We start from the raw sequence: 13,935 nt of genomic DNA, 5'->3' as shown, positions 1-13,935 counted from the left end.
GAGCGGGCTTGCCCGCGATGGCGGTGTGTCAGGGAAAAAATGTATTTGTTGTCACGACCGCTATCGCGGGCAAGCCCGCTCCCACAAGGGCCATTGTCGCCAGCAGGATCCTGCGTCAGGCCTGGGATTGCTTCGGGGGCGTCGGATCAGGATCAAAGGTATGCGGCGGCGCCACTTGCAGCGTGGTCACCGAACCCTGCGCCGACAACGAATAAGTGACCTTGGAAATCAGCATGTCGCCATCGAAATCCAGCACCGGGTCCTTGACCTTGACCAGCGTGTTATGGCGCCACAAATCGCCATTGCTCTGCCGCCAGCCCTGCACCTGATAGGCGGTGGTCTGCGCGCGACCCATGCGAGTCGCGCTTTCCCATTGGGCACGCTGCTGCGCCAACTCAAAGGTCAGTTGCGTGCCTTCGTTGATCACCGTGGTGCGCCGCCGTTTGAAACTCAGGTCGGCCGCCGTCGACTCGACTTCGCTGACCGCCGCGCCGCTTTTCGCATCCGAGCCTTTCTGCTGGCCGATCACCCGATACTCGGAGAACACCTGGCTGAAATCCATTGGCGCACTGGCCGACAAGATATTCTTGCCCAGCTCCAGCGCATCGCTGGCGCGGCCGCCGCTGCCGGGTTTGGCCAACACCAACTGGCCCAGCTCGTTGTCGGTGGAAAACACCCGCAGCAGCGACAGCAATCGGTCGATCGACTGGAATGCCGTTTCACCCGGCACGATGGTGTGTTTGGTCAGGCGTGTGGTGTCGCTGATTTCATTGACGACCCACAGTCCATATTCGCTCGCCAGATCGCGGACGATAGTCAGCAAGGGTTGTTGCTGCCATTGGCTGGGCAGGTTACGGGCGGCGCAATCGACCAGATCCTGGGTTTTCGAACTGCCTTCGATGGTCAGGCTGATCTGCCGCCCGTCATAGCGGATCGGTGCCTTGAACACGTAACCGGTGAGCACCAGATCCTTGCCGATTTTCACCTCGCAGGGGTCGCCGGGTTTAATCGGTTTGCTCACCGCCTGCCCCGGCCATTGCCAGGTAATGTCGAGCTTGAAGGTGCGGAACTGACGCTCGAGATCGGCGGTGATTTCGACGCTTTTCCAGCCGCCGTATTCCATGCCGTTAACCGTCAGTGTGACGTGGTTATCCAACTCGTCCATGGTTCACTCCCTGGAGACTTTCACATCGCTTTGCGGGAGGTACAACGGATTGGTCACGCCGTTGCGCTGCACGACTTCGGTGACTCGCGTGGCGTCGCCAAACTGTTTGTACGCTATGACCAGTGCTGGAAGGCTTTCCTGAAAGGATTTGCTGACCAGTCGCACGCCCGAGGATGCCACGGCCTTGAGGTGCGCAACCAAGGCATCCTGCACATCACTGATAGCTTGATAGTGATCAGGATCGGCCTTGTTTTTCGCCCCTTGCAGCGCCTCCACCAAATCCTTTTGCAGCGCCTGCAAATCATCCGTGGCCGGGACTTCCGGGCGGGTGACTTGCTGATGGGCCTGCTGAGCAACGGTGGGCGTCGACGGCAGTTGCAGCGCTCGGGTGGCCACTGGCATCGATGCGACCCACTGCGCCACTTTGACGATCAGCGTGTCCTGCACCAGATCGGCCATCGCCTGCGCTGCGGCATTGGTGTCCTTGCCGGTGGTGATCTTCGGCGCATCAGCCTTGCGAATCGCTTCGAGTTGCTGCGACACGTCGGCGATCACGCCACGGTAGCCTTCCTTGGCGAACGCTTTCAGTTCCTGGATATCGCCGAGCAAACCGTTGAATTCCGCCGCCACTTCCTTGGGCAGCTCTTTCACGGCTTTGACCAGTTCAGTGATCTGGCGGTACTGCTCGATCAAAGGTTTCAATTGCTCCTTGATCACGTCATAGACGCCGGTAAGGCTGTTGCGCAGGTTGGTGATGCCGATCCGCGCAGCCTTGATCAAAGTCATCGCCTGTTCGAAACGCGCCACCGCTGAACCCAGCAGACCGTCGGCCTTGGCCAGGAGCACTTTCTGCGTGCTGACCGTGGCTGTCGGAAACGGCAGGGGTTGGTCGGGATAGAACTTCAATGCGAACGTCACCAGCCCACCGTCCTGGCGGGTGTGGGTCATGTCGCATTCGCCGACCTTGACTTGCAGGCGTCCAAGCCACGGATGCACCAGCTCGCCACGCCCCTGCTCCAGCGCCTTGAGCAGCTTGTCGCGCTGCTCAAGGCAATCGGGGCCGATGATGAACGCGGTCAGATCGTGAGTCTTGGCCTGCTGGCCGAGGTCCTCGAAAAACGGCAGGTCGCGTTGCGGGTACTCATGCAACTGTCCTTTGCGCCCGACCGGGGTTTTCGCCTGGTCGATCCAGAAACCGACACCGCGAAAGGATGCCGGCAATAAACGGTCACGCCAGTTCATTGGGAACCTCCCATCGACAGCGAGCGATAGCCGATGCGTGAAGACACGGCCAGGCCAGGTTGATTGGTTTGCGGTTGTTCGGTGCGCAGGCCGGCCGGCGCATTTTCGAAGCGCACGGTCAGACCGCCTTCGAGTTGCGTACGGTTGTTGGCGGCACTTTGCTGGATCAGCGCGCTGGAGGTTTGTGGCAACGAGCCGCTTTGCAGTGTGCCATTGCCAGCAGGCGCCGGGCTGGCAGCGAAAAACGCCGGCGCCAGCTCACCCTTGCCTTCGGCATTGGTCTCGCGTTGCGCTTGGGTCAGCGTTTCAACCTTGCCGGTGACCTTGGCGATCAGTCCGGCGAAGCCACCGTCGAACAACTCCTTGATCGGCGCAATGACGGTTTGCAGCTTTTGCCACAACTCGCCGAACCACTCGGTGATCGGCCCCCAACTCTCGATGATCTGATCCAGAGGCTTCCATTCGAACAGGCTGTGCAGAAAGTCCGCGACCGGCGCGGACAGCGCCAACACAACGCCCCAGATCGCCGAAAAGACTTCACCGATCGGCTGCCAATATTGGGCAATCTGCTCCAATGGCGACCACTCGAACAGGCTGGTGAAAAAGCCTCTGACCCGCTGCACAGACGTTTGCAGCGCCATCCAGATCGGTTCGAAAAACCCGACAATCCCACCCCAGGCGCTGGTGAGCATTTGCATCGGGAAAAAATCGAACAGTGCCCGCAAAGTATCCCGGGTGCTTTGCACAGCCGATTGCAGCGTCGTCAATATCGGCTGGAAATACGCAACAATGCCTCCCCAAGCGCTGGTGATCATCTGCATTGGCGAGAAGTCGAACAGCGACACGAGGAATTCTTTAGCCGGTAGCGCGACTTCTAGCAGGCCGCTGAACATCGGTTCGAAGAACCTCACGACACCACCCCACGCATCGGTAAGCATCTGCATCGGCGAGAAATCGAACAGGTTTCTGAGAAATGCCATCACCGGCACACTCAAGGCCTTGAGCAATTCCCAGATCGCCGAGAACAGGCCGGTCAGCGGCCCCCAGTTTTCAATGATCATCCCCGCAGGCGACCACGAGAAAACCGACTTGAAGAAGTCGATCACTGGCGCCGTCACGGCCATCACCTTGTCCCAGACTCCGGAGAAAAATGCCGTGACCGGTTCCCACAGCGCAGCCAGTGCCGCCAGCGGTCGCCAGTCGAGTACCGAGCGCAACGTCGCCATCGCACTCGCCCCGATGTTTTTCACGCCCTCCCACATCCCTGTGAAGAACGCGCTGATCGGCGTCCAGTTGGCCACGATCAAACCGGCCGCCACGGCAATGCCCATGGCGATCAGCATGATCGGGTTGGTCTTGAGCACCATGCTCATGACGTCCATCACCTGCGTCATACCGGTGACCGCGGTTTGCATAGCGGAGAAGGCAATTGCCCCCGCCGCCAGGCCTTCAACCAGTTTCGGGTTGTCGGCGAGCAGGCTGCCGACCTGCGTCAGCATCGGTTCCAGCCCGACCACCAAGGCCCCCACCGCCGGCACCAGCGCGGCGTCCACCGCCGCCGAAACCTTCTGCATCGACGCACTGAACACGTTCATGTTCTGCGTCGCTGCTGTCGGCGCGGCGGGCAGATCTACGGTTTTCGCCGTGTCGCTGACTTCGCTCAATTTGCCCTGGAACGCTGCGGCCGATTTGATGCCGTCTACAAACGGCGTGGTCACGCTGCCGCCATTGAACAGACCACTGATGTCCAGTTTGCCGAGGCCGGTCTGCTCGAGATTGTTTTTAAAACTCTCAACCTTCATGCGCAGGGCGCCCAGTTTGGGCGAGAGTTCATCGATGCCGGTGATCAGCACCGGTTTCGGGGTTTTCTTCTCTTCGTCTGCCATCACTGCACCTGCTGCATCGCATTGATCCGTTGCGCGTGCTCCAGCGATTCGCGGAGCACATCCAGTGGCCTGGCCATCATCTGTTCGGGATCAACCTTCCAGAACCAGGCCAGGTCATAGGCGACGGCGATCAGGTCGGTGATGGCGCCGACGCCGCACTCATGAAAAAACTCGCAACGGCCCAGCTCAGCGCGTTGAGGTCAGCCAGATCCAACTGGTTGACCGACGACGGCGGGATGCCCGCGCACACAGCGATGTATTTGGCCGCCACGTCCATGTCGAGGCTGACTTCTTCGCTCTTGTCGATCTTGTACGGCAGCGCCTTGATCGCTCGCACTTCCTGCACCGTCGGGCGGCGCAGAACGAGTTCGGTCAGAGGCTCGCCGTGGGCTTCGATCGCTACCTGAAGCTTCACGGCGCCGCTCATTGCCAGGTCCCCTTGATGCCTTCGAACTTCAGTTCGATGGTGGCGTCGTCGCCCTTGGAAACTGGCTCCTCGACCAGATAGGCGCCGGCCAGCACGTAAACTTTGCCGTTGCTGAATTCGCAGGTGACGGTGATATCGGTGCCTTCGATCAGCTTCTTCAGCGGGAAGTCGGCGGTGTGCAGCGCGGTCACTTTGAACGACGGCGCGATGTCGGTTTCCTTGTAGAAACCGGGCACGACGGTTTCACGTTTGACGGCCATCAGCGGGGCTTCGCAGCCGCCATTGATGGTCAGTTGTGCGCCGTCGACCTTGACGTAGCAGGTGCCTGCAATCAGTTGACCCATGGTGTTTCTCCCTTCAAATAAAAAGCCCACGCGAGGTGGGCTGAATGCTTAGCGCCGACTGCGCGGATCAGGCCGCGTCGTCGTACTGCAGACGGAACTGGTTGAGCAGTGCGAACACGCGCAAGCCATTGATGTAATCCGGCGGGAACAGCACGTTCACGCGGCTCGGGTCCTGCACGTCGCGCTCGACGATCAGGTGTTCGGCGAACAGCTCGGCGTTCTCCACATGGCCTTCCAGCTCTAGCTTGGCGTACTGCGCAATCAGCTCGCCGCGAATGGTCGCAGGCGTGACGATCGGCTGACCGGCGCCGAAACGGGTACCGTCGGAGGCCAGTTTGTGGCGGCCGTATTTGCTGGTGATCACGCTTTGCAGACGACGCACGATGAACGCCGACTGGTGCATGGTTTCGCTGTCCAGATAGGAGTTGTCGGCCTGGCCGTAGGCGTTCTTCTGGTAGGTGGTGATCGAGCGCTGGATGCGCACGTAACCGCCTTCGTAGTACGCAGTAGCGATGCCGTAGTTGAGCAGCGACTGACGCTCGGTCAGGGTGAAGCGCTCGCTGGCCGGCGCCGGGTCAACACCCGGCAGGCTGCCGCTTTGCGTCGGACGGCTGGCATCGGCGGAGATGAACACCGCCGTGCGCGCAGCCAGCGCCGCCGCTTGTACCCAGAACGGTTGCGGTACGCCCGGCTCCAGCGCCTGGATGGTCATGTGCTGATCGTTGCGCGCCTGGCCGGCAGCGACCAGCGTACCGACCGTGCCGCGTTTGGCGCTGTAGACGTGACCAAACAGTTGCTTGGCCCACGACCAGCGACCGGTGCTGTCATCCATCACCGCTTGCCAGGTGTTGAGGGTGGCCAAGTCGGACCACGGCAAGGCGATGAATTCGAATGGCTCATCGCCTAGAGCCGCGACGGCGGCGATCTGATCCGGCACACCGGCGCCGCCGGTCATGGCGGTGATTGCGCTGGTCAGACCGGCCGGAGTTTCTTCGCCGTTGCTCTTGCCCAGGCGATTGAATTGCAGGCTGATGTCGTTGCCGCTGTCGCCGGTCCATTTGGCGGTCAGGGTGACCACGCCTTCGGCAGCCGCCGCGCTGACCGGCAGGTCGGCAGTGGCGTTGATTTTCTGCGCCAGGGCAGTGGCCGCTTGAGCGGCGGTGGCGCCGTTGACCACGGTGGCCTGCACGCGCACGCCGCCGACGTACAGATTGAGCATGCCCGCCTGCGTCGCGGTGCCGGTCAGGGTCAACACCCCCTTGGCGATGGCGCCTTCGGTGTTGTGCAGCGGCAGGCACCAGATCTCGCCGATCGGGTCAGCCTTGCGGAAGGTCTCGTACATCGAAGCGAGCATCGAGCCCTGGCCGCCGATGCTTTTCGCCAGCGCCACGCTGGAAACCAGCACCAGTTTGCCGACCTCAGTCGGGGCAATATTGTCGTTGACCTGCGCGACGATCAAACTGCGCATGGCCGAGGTCGCGCTGTTGGCGGCCGAGTTGTCCATTTCGGCATAGAACAGCGGAACACGAATGTCCGCCGGGATGTTGCTGAATCCGATCGCCATTATTTGGCTCCCTGTGGTTTAGCCGCTTTTGCGGTTTTGAGTGTGATATCGCCGTCGGCCAGACGCCGGCGCCACCAGGCGCTGTCCAGCACTTCACGGCCTGCGGCCGGCAGCAAGTCGCCGGCCTCCGGGTCAGGTACGACACGGCCAGCGGCCGGCACTACGGTGATGCGGTTGCTCATGGGGTTACGTCTCCAGAGAAAGTCATTTCCACCCGGCCATCCGGACCCGGGCGTTGCAGATTGGGGTCGGCCGGATCGATCGCATCGACCCGCACCGTCATCCCGGTAAAGGACGACAAAGCGTCCAGTTCGCGCTCGTGCCAACTCTCCGCAGGCTGACTTGGCAGATTGCGGCCGAGCTGGAACTCGGCATAAAAACGCAGCCGATAGAAGGCGCGGCTGCTGTTGATCGAGACCATCTCGCCGCCGTCGTAGACGATGGCGCTGTAGTCGGAATCGGGTTTAAACCCCACCAGCGCGCGCCACAGTTCGGCGCGCAGGTCGTGCAACCCATCCAGCGCTTTTGTCGCGTCGGTAGCATCAAGCACCAGAACGATTTCGAAGCGCTCGCGGATCGGTTGGGTGGTGAGGTTTTGTGCGCTGCCAGGACTGGCCAGATCGGCCAGCGGCAGTACGTGAGCTGAGGGTGTCGGTAGATCGGGGTTGCCTTGCAGCAACGCCAGATCGACACCCACCGAACTATGATTGGCAAGCCCAGGGCATTGCCCACGCAGTTGCGTGAGGATCGGGGTGATCTTCATGGGGGTGTTCCGGAATAAGAGGAATTACAGAGGACGCCGCAGTCCTGTGGGAGTGAGCCTGCTCGCGAAAGCGGTCGATCAGTCACATCGATGCTGAAGCTGACGTCCCTTTCGCGAGCAGGCTCGCTCCCACAGGAATATGCACTCGGTTCAGGATTACTGTTCCGCCTTGGGATCCAGGCACGACGCATCAATCAGGCAGCGATAGCTGTTCTCGCGACTGCCGCTGGCGGTGACCTTGTCGATCGACCAGCGTCCGCGCATGAAGTCCGGCCAGCTCTCATCGAGCAATACCAGCCCTTCGGCCGCGAGCCGTGGATCCCCCGGGCAGGTGATTTGCACCTTGTACTTCTGCCGCAGCATCTTGCGCACTTCGCCCTCGCCTACTGCGATGGCATCAGCTTCGCTGGGCTGCTTCTGGCGCAGCGTCTTGAACGGCGCAACACCGGTTTCAACCCAGCGCAGCACCCCGGCCGCCGCATCCCAGAAACAGGTCTTGCAGCCCTTGGCCTGCTCGCGGGCAGATTCTTCCAGCGTGGCGCTGATGAAGGCGTGATCGCCGGGGCGATTGTTGTGGGTAACCGACAGCGTCACGTCCGGCAGAATCTGCCCCGACAACGACTTGGTCTGCCCGGGCCGCGCCAGCACATAAACATCGCCGTAAGGCTTGGCGACGACGTTGTATTTTTTCGCCAGACGCGTGACAAACCCCATGTCGGTCTCGTTGGACTGGTCGATGTGCTCGATGCGGATCAACGAAATCTCCGGCGCGACCCGTGGCGAAAAGCCGTGCAGCTCCACCAGCTTGCGAAATAATCCACCCAGCGTCGTTGGCCCATGACTGGCGGTGCGGCGCTGCTTGAAGCCGGTTTCATCATCCTTGCTGAATGGCGCCGCAGTGGCCACCAGGGTGAGGCGAAACGGAAACAGTGTTGGCGTCAGACGCGTCACTTTGAACAGGCCTTTATCGACCATCGCGGTTTCTCGATAGCCGACTTGCATGCCAATCTTGCCGCCCAGATTCGGCAACCCCTCAAGCCCCTCCAGATCGATAGTCAACGTCAGCTGATCGGACTCGAAACCGGCGGCATCGATGTGCTCCCAACTGATCAGGCGTTGATTGAGCAAGGCCGCGTTGGCCCCGTAGATATTCACTGCCGGCGTAAATCCCAGTGCCATTCAACCTCCTTAATCCCACGCCGTCGCTGCTTTGACCACGGCGGGTTTCACATCCAGTTCCGGTAGCACGATCCAGACGCCGGCGGGCAGAATCGGCCCGTGTTCGGCCAGGGTCGGGTTGAGCTTCCACAGCGCTTCTTCGGCAGCGTCATCACTGCGCCCGGTTTCGCGGTAGAGCAGCAGATTCACCGAATCACCGGCCACGCTTCGTGCTTTACGCATTGTTGAACTCCGCTAGTTCGATGACCCAATCGACTACCATCGCCGTACCGTCATCGATGATCTGGGTCTGGGTTTCCTGAACGCTGCTGATCCGCCACAGGCCCCAGTTTCGACCAATCCCGTCGATCAACGGCAGCGGGATACGCAGCGCCTGCAAAGCTCGCAATTCATCGAGCCGATCCATGGCTACGGCGTACATCGACTTGCCGGTAATGGTCAGGGTTTCCGGTTTCTGTCCGGTCTGGCTGGACTTGGGTTTGCTGGTGAGGATCTGTATCTCGGTCCAGCCGCCGTCAGACTTGCGCAGCAACTGGTGGTACGCAAAGTTGCGCGACAGGCCGAAGATGAAACTGCCCAATGCCATTTGCTGTTTCATCAGGCGACTCCATCGGTCAGGGCCGCGTCGCGGCGGGTGGCAAGGGGGTTGTTGGTGAGCAGCGGGGTCATTTGCATGAACTGGTTTTGCAGATGCTGCGCGACCAACATACCGATCTTGTCCGAGCTGCCGGGGTCGCTGCAGTAGACCTGGACCGAAGGTGCGTAGGTCACGTGCTGGTCAGACGCATGGGCGCTCGCCAGATCCTTGCTCACTTGGGCGGGCGCAGAAAGCGTGTCAGGCGCGGTGATAGCAAGTCTTTCACTCAAAGCAGTTTGCGCGTTTCTGCTCGATGCCGGAATCGCCTGCGAAATAGCCTCCAGAGAAACCGTCGATGGCCCGAGGTGCGGCGTATCGACCAATGATGCTCGTTCGCCAATTGCCATTTCCGCACCGGCCGCAGGAGCCAGACTGGCAATCCCTGTCACCGGCTTGTCCGCTGCGAGCCTCGATGCAGAATCTGCTGTTGACGAAAGATCGGGGGGATTCGCCAGGGCGCTACCAGGTATCCGTTTGCGCAACCGGTCTTTCGCCTCATCGACACCGGCGTCCAACACAAGATCGAATAGCTTTTTCAGGGCTGAACCCAAAACAATGACCCCCGCCGTGATCGTCGGATGGTCCTCAGCGAATTCACTCATCCTGTCGATGCCGGCACCGGCAACGCTCAGCACTTCAGGAGAGGGCGCCACCGCCTGGGCGCTGGCGATAGCCAAGCGCTCGTTTCGAGCAGTCTGAGCATTCCACTGTCCTTGCGGGGAATTGGAGCGTGCCAGTGCAGACTGGCGCACCGAACTCCGCTCACCGATCACCGAAGTCGCGTACTGACTTTTGTCCTTTACTTGCGAAAAGGCCTCGTTGACATCGCCCGGATTCTGCGCCAACAACTGCACCGCATTGGCGCTGTCAGCAAACAGGCTTCGCGCCAGCGTGGCGCGTTGTTCGACAGGTTTTGCGTGCAGCGCGGCAAGCACCGAGAGCAGCGCACCCTGGGCATTCTGCTTGTCGGGGTCATGCATTGCAGCGGTCACGGCAGCAGGATCAAGTCCCAACTGCTTCCAGGCGCCACGTTCTGCGGCGGAGACGCTGTCACCTTTGCCCAAGGCAGCTGAAAGGCTTTTCAACGCCTGCCCGGCATCGTCTTTGCCCGTTCCGCTGCGGAGCAAGGCTGCCGACAGCGCTGCGGCCTGCTGGGGCTGCAAGCCTGCTGTGAGCGCCGCCTCGCCTGATTGCTTGAGTACGGCGCCGATGTCGGCGGACTTGACGCCACCCGGCATTTTGCCGAGCAGGTGTGTCGCATCCGCGAGGTCAAACGCCTGATCGCGAGTGAGCTTCATCGAGGTGCGCCACACCGTCATCATCTCGGCGACTTCCATCGCTGGGATTTTGAGTGCCGACGCTACGACCGCAGCGTCGCTGGCGAAGTTGAGCAGCTCAAAAGACTTGTCCGACGCGTTGGTCAGCTCATTGCCAATTCCTGAGTCGGCGGCCAGCGTTGCAACCTTGATCAGTTCGATACCGCTGGTGCCTCCCGCCGCCACCATCGGCTTACTGGCCATGATCAAGCTCGACAGTGCGATTTCGTTGGCCTGCACTGGCGTCAATTGTGCCGCGCTACCCAGATCGGCCGCCGCCGAATAAAAGTCAATCGCCGGCCTCACACTTTCTGGTGCCTTGGTCCGCTCGGCGGCCTCATCCGGCGCTGCCGACGCGCTGGTGGCTTCACCGTTCGCGGTGGAACTCAACGAGAGCATCCGCAAGTTGGACAATGCCAATCGCAATGAATCGATCGCTGTCGTCAACGCATCGATCCTGATACTTGCGGTGACGAGCGCCTGACTCAGCTGGGGATATTGATCGCCGATGATCGGTCCGGGGCCGGGGTTTGCCGCAGCCATGTTCAAGCGGATATCACCGGTTGCTGCGCCCCCCCGCTCATCGGCATTCATTGGCGCAAATTTGCTTTCTGCCATGCCGCTCTACTCCTGTTTCACGCCAAGGCGAGTGATCGCTATGTCGTAGCGGCGCAACGCCTTTTCGGCGTCCCATTCCAGAATCTCCGCTTCACTTACCGGGTAAATGAGCGGGACGATATCGAGGATTACTTCGATGTCGCGTTCCGAAAGTAGGCCGCCGGCTGGTTTAAAAAATCGTCGATGCGCACCTGCAATTGCGTCCAGTCGGGGACGGTCAGGTGGGCCAGATCGGGGATCATCAGGCCGGTGCAGTGGGCGGTGATGAATTCGGCGCGTTCCTTGGCCGTCTTCAGTTTCTTCATCACTTTGGTGGCGCGCAGCACGGGCATTTCCAGGCTCAGCGAGTCGACGGTGCGGCCGGTGACGGCGAGCGGTTGCAGCAATTGCACCTGGTCGGGATCGTCGGATTTCTCCGCGTCATCGATCTGGTCAAGAAAGTACGCACTCGGCCGGGTCGACATCTCATGGACGTACTGGGCGATGCTCACGTAGTCCGGACGTTTGAGTTGATCGAGCTCTTTCACCGACAGGCCGGTGGCGAGCAGCGCCAGCTCGAAGAACTGATCGTCTTCGTCATCGCCGGCGCGTTCCAGCGCATCTTTTTGTGCGGCGTAGAACAGCGGTTTGAGCTGGATCGTTGCGATCTGCGAGCCATCGTCACCGGTGATCGGCGACAGCAGTTCGTGTTGGGGTGGCATCCACGGCATGTATGAATTCCTTGGTGATTCGTTTTGATCCACTGTGGGAGCGAGCCTGCTCGCGAAGGCTTTGGCACATTCGAAATTGATGTAACTGAACGACCGCTTTCGCGAGCAGGCTCGCTCCCACAGGGTTTTGTGATTTGCCGGTAAACCGGGGTTTACGGCATCAACACCGCACGCCGTGCATCACCGAGGATGTCGACGCCGTTGAGCACGAATTTCTGCGTGCGCACGTCGATGTCGATCACCGGCACGCCGTTTTCCAGGCGGTTGTAGGTGCGGCAGGACAGTTCCAGATTGGTCTTGGGCTTCTCGCCCATTTTCACTGCGGTTTCCTCAAGGGATTTCAACTGGCCGCCGACGGTGTGGTAGGTGAACCAGGTATTGCCGTCCTGATCCTGACCGGCTTCACGCACGTTCAGCAGAATGTCGTCGCCGAGCTTCACGCCCAGCGCCAGCAGTACTTCGGCGCCGAGGCCTTGCAGGGTCAGCTTGGCGCCGAGCGCTTTGCCGCCCTTGGCCATTTCTTCGACGATGAAGCGCCCGCCGCGCATCTCTTCCATGTCGAATTCGATTTTCGGCGGGGTGAATTCCTCAACGGTCGCCGACAACGGCAGGCCTTGCAGGGTGGCCGCGATGGCCTGTCTTACGCGGTTGGTAAACATTAGAGAACGTCCTCCAGGAACTGCTCGATGATTTCATCGCGGGCGTTGAGTTGATAAACCATGTGTTCGTTCGGCGCGTAGCGGCCGTAGTCGATGACCACGTACCAGGTGCCGTTCTTGTACTTCTCGACGCTGTTGAGTTCCGGGTGCAGATACACGCTGCCGCCAGGAATGGTTTCGTCGGCGACCAGGGTCTGCAGCCAGTCGTTGACGCGCTTGACCTCCTGATCCATGAAGGATTTGGTGAGGTTCTTGGCCATGGCTTTCTGGCCGGCCTTGACCAGCTTGCGGCTGATCGCATCTTCGAGGCCGACGTAGCTGATGAACTTGCCGGTGATCGAGCGGTTACCCAGCAGCGAGAAGCCGCCGAGCACGGTGCGGGCGTAGTAGCTGACGCCGTAACGATTGAGCAGATCGCCTTCGGTGGACGTGTCGAGGATGTTGTACTCGACGACCCGCGAAACGTCTTCGGCGAAGGTCACCTGGTTGCCCGGGCTCTCCCACTGCTTGACCTTGGCCAGCGCGGCAATCGCCAGACTGGAGGGCGACAGGAAGACGTTTTTCTTCGCCGCTTTCGAATACACGGCGGGCATGTTGTGCACCACCAGGCAACGGTCGAAACCGAGTTCGGCGCCGCCGAGTTCCTGGCTGTACAGCACCTGATCGGACACCGAGACATCCTTGCCGTCCAGCACTACACGGGCCTTGATGCGCTTGCCGAACGCGGCGAACTCGCCGGCCACCGCTTTAGTGCCGGTGAAGCCCGGCGCGCCGATGATGGTCAGGTCTTCCGGGACACTGCCCAGCGCCGCCAGACCGAGCTTGCGGCCAGTGGCCGGCTCGACACCGCCGATCACATTGTTGACCGTGTCGGCCGGCGTCGCGCCTGCTTCGACGATGACTACGTACACCGGCACCTTGACCACTTTGAGGATCTGGTAGACCGCGTGATACAGCGTGCCCTCTTCCGAACCGGTCGGATCGAGCAACGCGTGGGTGGTGAAGCTGTTGATGCGGAACGGCGCGTTACGCGGAATCAGCGGATCGGCTTTCGGCGCAGTGCCGACCAGACCGATGACGTTGTCACCCAGGCCACCCATGGCCTCGGGGGATTCGGTGGCATTGACGGTAATGCCGTTGTGCTCGAAGTTCAGAACCTCAGCCATGTTCAGTCAGCCTTCTTGGCAGCGGCCTTTTTGGCCTGGGTGATAGGGGTTTTCGGCTCAAGTCGCCCGGCAAAGTGCAAGGCACTGGCCTCGACATCGAGCAGATCGAGTTCTTGACCGACGCTCGACCAATGCCCACCGCCGGTGGGGAATGGGACGAGCACGGTGTAGGTTTGGCGGGTTGCCATTTTTCGTTTCTCCATAAACGGGAAAGCCCCTCGGGAGGGAGGGGCTTTGGCGGGTGTTTTGGTGTTAGTGA

General features: G+C 60.8%; 16 protein-coding genes. All 16 read right to left on the bottom strand.

The window, feature by feature from the left end; translation table 11 throughout:
- Positions 1-115: 115 nt before the first annotated feature.
- Positions 116-1,165 (bottom strand): phage baseplate assembly protein, encoded by a 1,050-nt coding sequence (locus CKW30_RS08225; RefSeq protein ID WP_095180510.1) that lies wholly within the window; start codon positions 1,163-1,165, stop codon positions 116-118.
- A gap of 3 nt (positions 1,166-1,168) precedes the next feature.
- Complete coding sequence (locus CKW30_RS08220; RefSeq protein WP_095180509.1) at positions 1,169-2,407, bottom strand: DNA circularization protein; 1,239 nt, start codon at positions 2,405-2,407, stop codon at positions 1,169-1,171.
- Positions 2,404-4,293, bottom strand: coding sequence for a phage tail protein (locus tag CKW30_RS08215; protein ID WP_095180508.1), 1,890 nt, complete (start codon positions 4,291-4,293; stop codon positions 2,404-2,406). Before CKW30_RS08215 ends, CKW30_RS08220 begins: the two co-directional genes overlap by 4 nt.
- A gap of 130 nt (positions 4,294-4,423) precedes the next feature.
- Positions 4,424-4,720, bottom strand: a complete 297-nt coding sequence (locus CKW30_RS08210) for a phage tail assembly protein (protein WP_007908778.1) — start codon at positions 4,718-4,720, stop codon at positions 4,424-4,426.
- Positions 4,717-5,064: a phage tail tube protein gene (locus CKW30_RS08205; RefSeq protein ID WP_007908779.1), complete on the bottom strand. Its 348-nt coding sequence runs from the start codon at positions 5,062-5,064 to the stop codon at positions 4,717-4,719. Before CKW30_RS08205 ends, CKW30_RS08210 begins: the two co-directional genes overlap by 4 nt.
- A gap of 67 nt (positions 5,065-5,131) precedes the next feature.
- Positions 5,132-6,628 carry a phage tail sheath subtilisin-like domain-containing protein gene (locus CKW30_RS08200; RefSeq protein WP_095180507.1) on the bottom strand — a complete coding sequence of 499 codons (1,497 nt, stop codon included), beginning with the start codon at positions 6,626-6,628 and terminating at the stop codon, positions 5,132-5,134.
- The gene (locus tag CKW30_RS08195) at positions 6,628-6,810 is read right to left on the bottom strand and encodes a DUF2635 domain-containing protein (protein WP_024011856.1); all 183 of its coding nucleotides are present in this window, start codon (positions 6,808-6,810) and stop codon (positions 6,628-6,630) included. The genes CKW30_RS08200 and CKW30_RS08195 overlap by 1 nt, the downstream gene beginning before the upstream one ends.
- Positions 6,807-7,391 (bottom strand): hypothetical protein, encoded by a 585-nt coding sequence (locus tag CKW30_RS08190; RefSeq protein ID WP_095180506.1) that lies wholly within the window; start codon positions 7,389-7,391, stop codon positions 6,807-6,809. Before CKW30_RS08190 ends, CKW30_RS08195 begins: the two co-directional genes overlap by 4 nt.
- A 156-nt stretch (positions 7,392-7,547) precedes the next feature.
- The gene (locus tag CKW30_RS08185; protein WP_095180505.1) at positions 7,548-8,570 is read right to left on the bottom strand and encodes a phage tail protein; all 1,023 of its coding nucleotides are present in this window, start codon (positions 8,568-8,570) and stop codon (positions 7,548-7,550) included.
- 9 nt (positions 8,571-8,579) lie between these two features.
- On the bottom strand, positions 8,580-8,792 hold the full coding sequence (locus CKW30_RS08180; protein WP_095180504.1) for a tail protein X: 213 nt from the start codon (positions 8,790-8,792) through the stop codon (positions 8,580-8,582).
- Positions 8,785-9,168 carry a phage tail protein gene (locus CKW30_RS08175; RefSeq protein WP_041478101.1) on the bottom strand — a complete coding sequence of 128 codons (384 nt, stop codon included), beginning with the start codon at positions 9,166-9,168 and terminating at the stop codon, positions 8,785-8,787. Before CKW30_RS08175 ends, CKW30_RS08180 begins: the two co-directional genes overlap by 8 nt.
- Positions 9,168-11,141, bottom strand: a complete 1,974-nt coding sequence (locus CKW30_RS08170; RefSeq protein ID WP_095180503.1) for a phage tail tape measure protein — start codon at positions 11,139-11,141, stop codon at positions 9,168-9,170. The genes CKW30_RS08175 and CKW30_RS08170 overlap by 1 nt, the downstream gene beginning before the upstream one ends.
- A 128-nt stretch (positions 11,142-11,269) precedes the next feature.
- A complete protein-coding gene (locus CKW30_RS08165) occupies positions 11,270-11,851 on the bottom strand; it encodes a phage tail assembly protein (protein WP_095180502.1) in 582 nt (193 codons plus the stop codon).
- 152 nt (positions 11,852-12,003) lie between these two features.
- Positions 12,004-12,510, bottom strand: a complete 507-nt coding sequence (locus CKW30_RS08160) for a phage major tail tube protein (protein ID WP_039762530.1) — start codon at positions 12,508-12,510, stop codon at positions 12,004-12,006.
- Positions 12,510-13,676: a phage tail protein gene (locus CKW30_RS08155; protein ID WP_095180501.1), complete on the bottom strand. Its 1,167-nt coding sequence runs from the start codon at positions 13,674-13,676 to the stop codon at positions 12,510-12,512. The genes CKW30_RS08160 and CKW30_RS08155 overlap by 1 nt, the downstream gene beginning before the upstream one ends.
- A 2-nt stretch (positions 13,677-13,678) precedes the next feature.
- On the bottom strand, positions 13,679-13,864 hold the full coding sequence (locus CKW30_RS08150; RefSeq protein WP_039762525.1) for a hypothetical protein: 186 nt from the start codon (positions 13,862-13,864) through the stop codon (positions 13,679-13,681).
- Positions 13,865-13,935 lie beyond the last annotated feature (71 nt).

Source organism: Pseudomonas sp. Irchel 3F6 (assembly GCF_900187595.1).
Lineage (GTDB): Bacteria > Pseudomonadota > Gammaproteobacteria > Pseudomonadales > Pseudomonadaceae > Aquipseudomonas > Aquipseudomonas siliginis.
The sequence above is the reverse complement of the archived record's forward strand: the minus strand, read 5'-3'. Positions and strand labels throughout refer to the sequence as shown.

Coding starts and splice junctions, on each gene's coding strand:
- CKW30_RS08225 (WP_095180510.1), bottom strand. CDS start 1,165: ATGGACGAGTTGGATAACCACGTCACACTGACGGTTAACGGCATGGAA.
- CKW30_RS08220 (WP_095180509.1), bottom strand. CDS start 2,407: ATGAACTGGCGTGACCGTTTATTGCCGGCATCCTTTCGCGGTGTCGGT.
- CKW30_RS08215 (WP_095180508.1), bottom strand. CDS start 4,293: ATGGCAGACGAAGAGAAGAAAACCCCGAAACCGGTGCTGATCACCGGC.
- CKW30_RS08210 (WP_007908778.1), bottom strand. CDS start 4,720: ATGAGCGGCGCCGTGAAGCTTCAGGTAGCGATCGAAGCCCACGGCGAG.
- CKW30_RS08205 (WP_007908779.1), bottom strand. CDS start 5,064: ATGGGTCAACTGATTGCAGGCACCTGCTACGTCAAGGTCGACGGCGCA.
- CKW30_RS08200 (WP_095180507.1), bottom strand. CDS start 6,628: ATGGCGATCGGATTCAGCAACATCCCGGCGGACATTCGTGTTCCGCTG.
- CKW30_RS08195 (WP_024011856.1), bottom strand. CDS start 6,810: ATGAGCAACCGCATCACCGTAGTGCCGGCCGCTGGCCGTGTCGTACCT.
- CKW30_RS08190 (WP_095180506.1), bottom strand. CDS start 7,391: ATGAAGATCACCCCGATCCTCACGCAACTGCGTGGGCAATGCCCTGGG.
- CKW30_RS08185 (WP_095180505.1), bottom strand. CDS start 8,570: ATGGCACTGGGATTTACGCCGGCAGTGAATATCTACGGGGCCAACGCG.
- CKW30_RS08180 (WP_095180504.1), bottom strand. CDS start 8,792: ATGCGTAAAGCACGAAGCGTGGCCGGTGATTCGGTGAATCTGCTGCTC.
- CKW30_RS08175 (WP_041478101.1), bottom strand. CDS start 9,168: ATGAAACAGCAAATGGCATTGGGCAGTTTCATCTTCGGCCTGTCGCGC.
- CKW30_RS08170 (WP_095180503.1), bottom strand. CDS start 11,141: ATGGCAGAAAGCAAATTTGCGCCAATGAATGCCGATGAGCGGGGGGGC.
- CKW30_RS08165 (WP_095180502.1), bottom strand. CDS start 11,851: ATGCCGTGGATGCCACCCCAACACGAACTGCTGTCGCCGATCACCGGT.
- CKW30_RS08160 (WP_039762530.1), bottom strand. CDS start 12,510: ATGTTTACCAACCGCGTAAGACAGGCCATCGCGGCCACCCTGCAAGGC.
- CKW30_RS08155 (WP_095180501.1), bottom strand. CDS start 13,676: ATGGCTGAGGTTCTGAACTTCGAGCACAACGGCATTACCGTCAATGCC.
- CKW30_RS08150 (WP_039762525.1), bottom strand. CDS start 13,864: ATGGCAACCCGCCAAACCTACACCGTGCTCGTCCCATTCCCCACCGGC.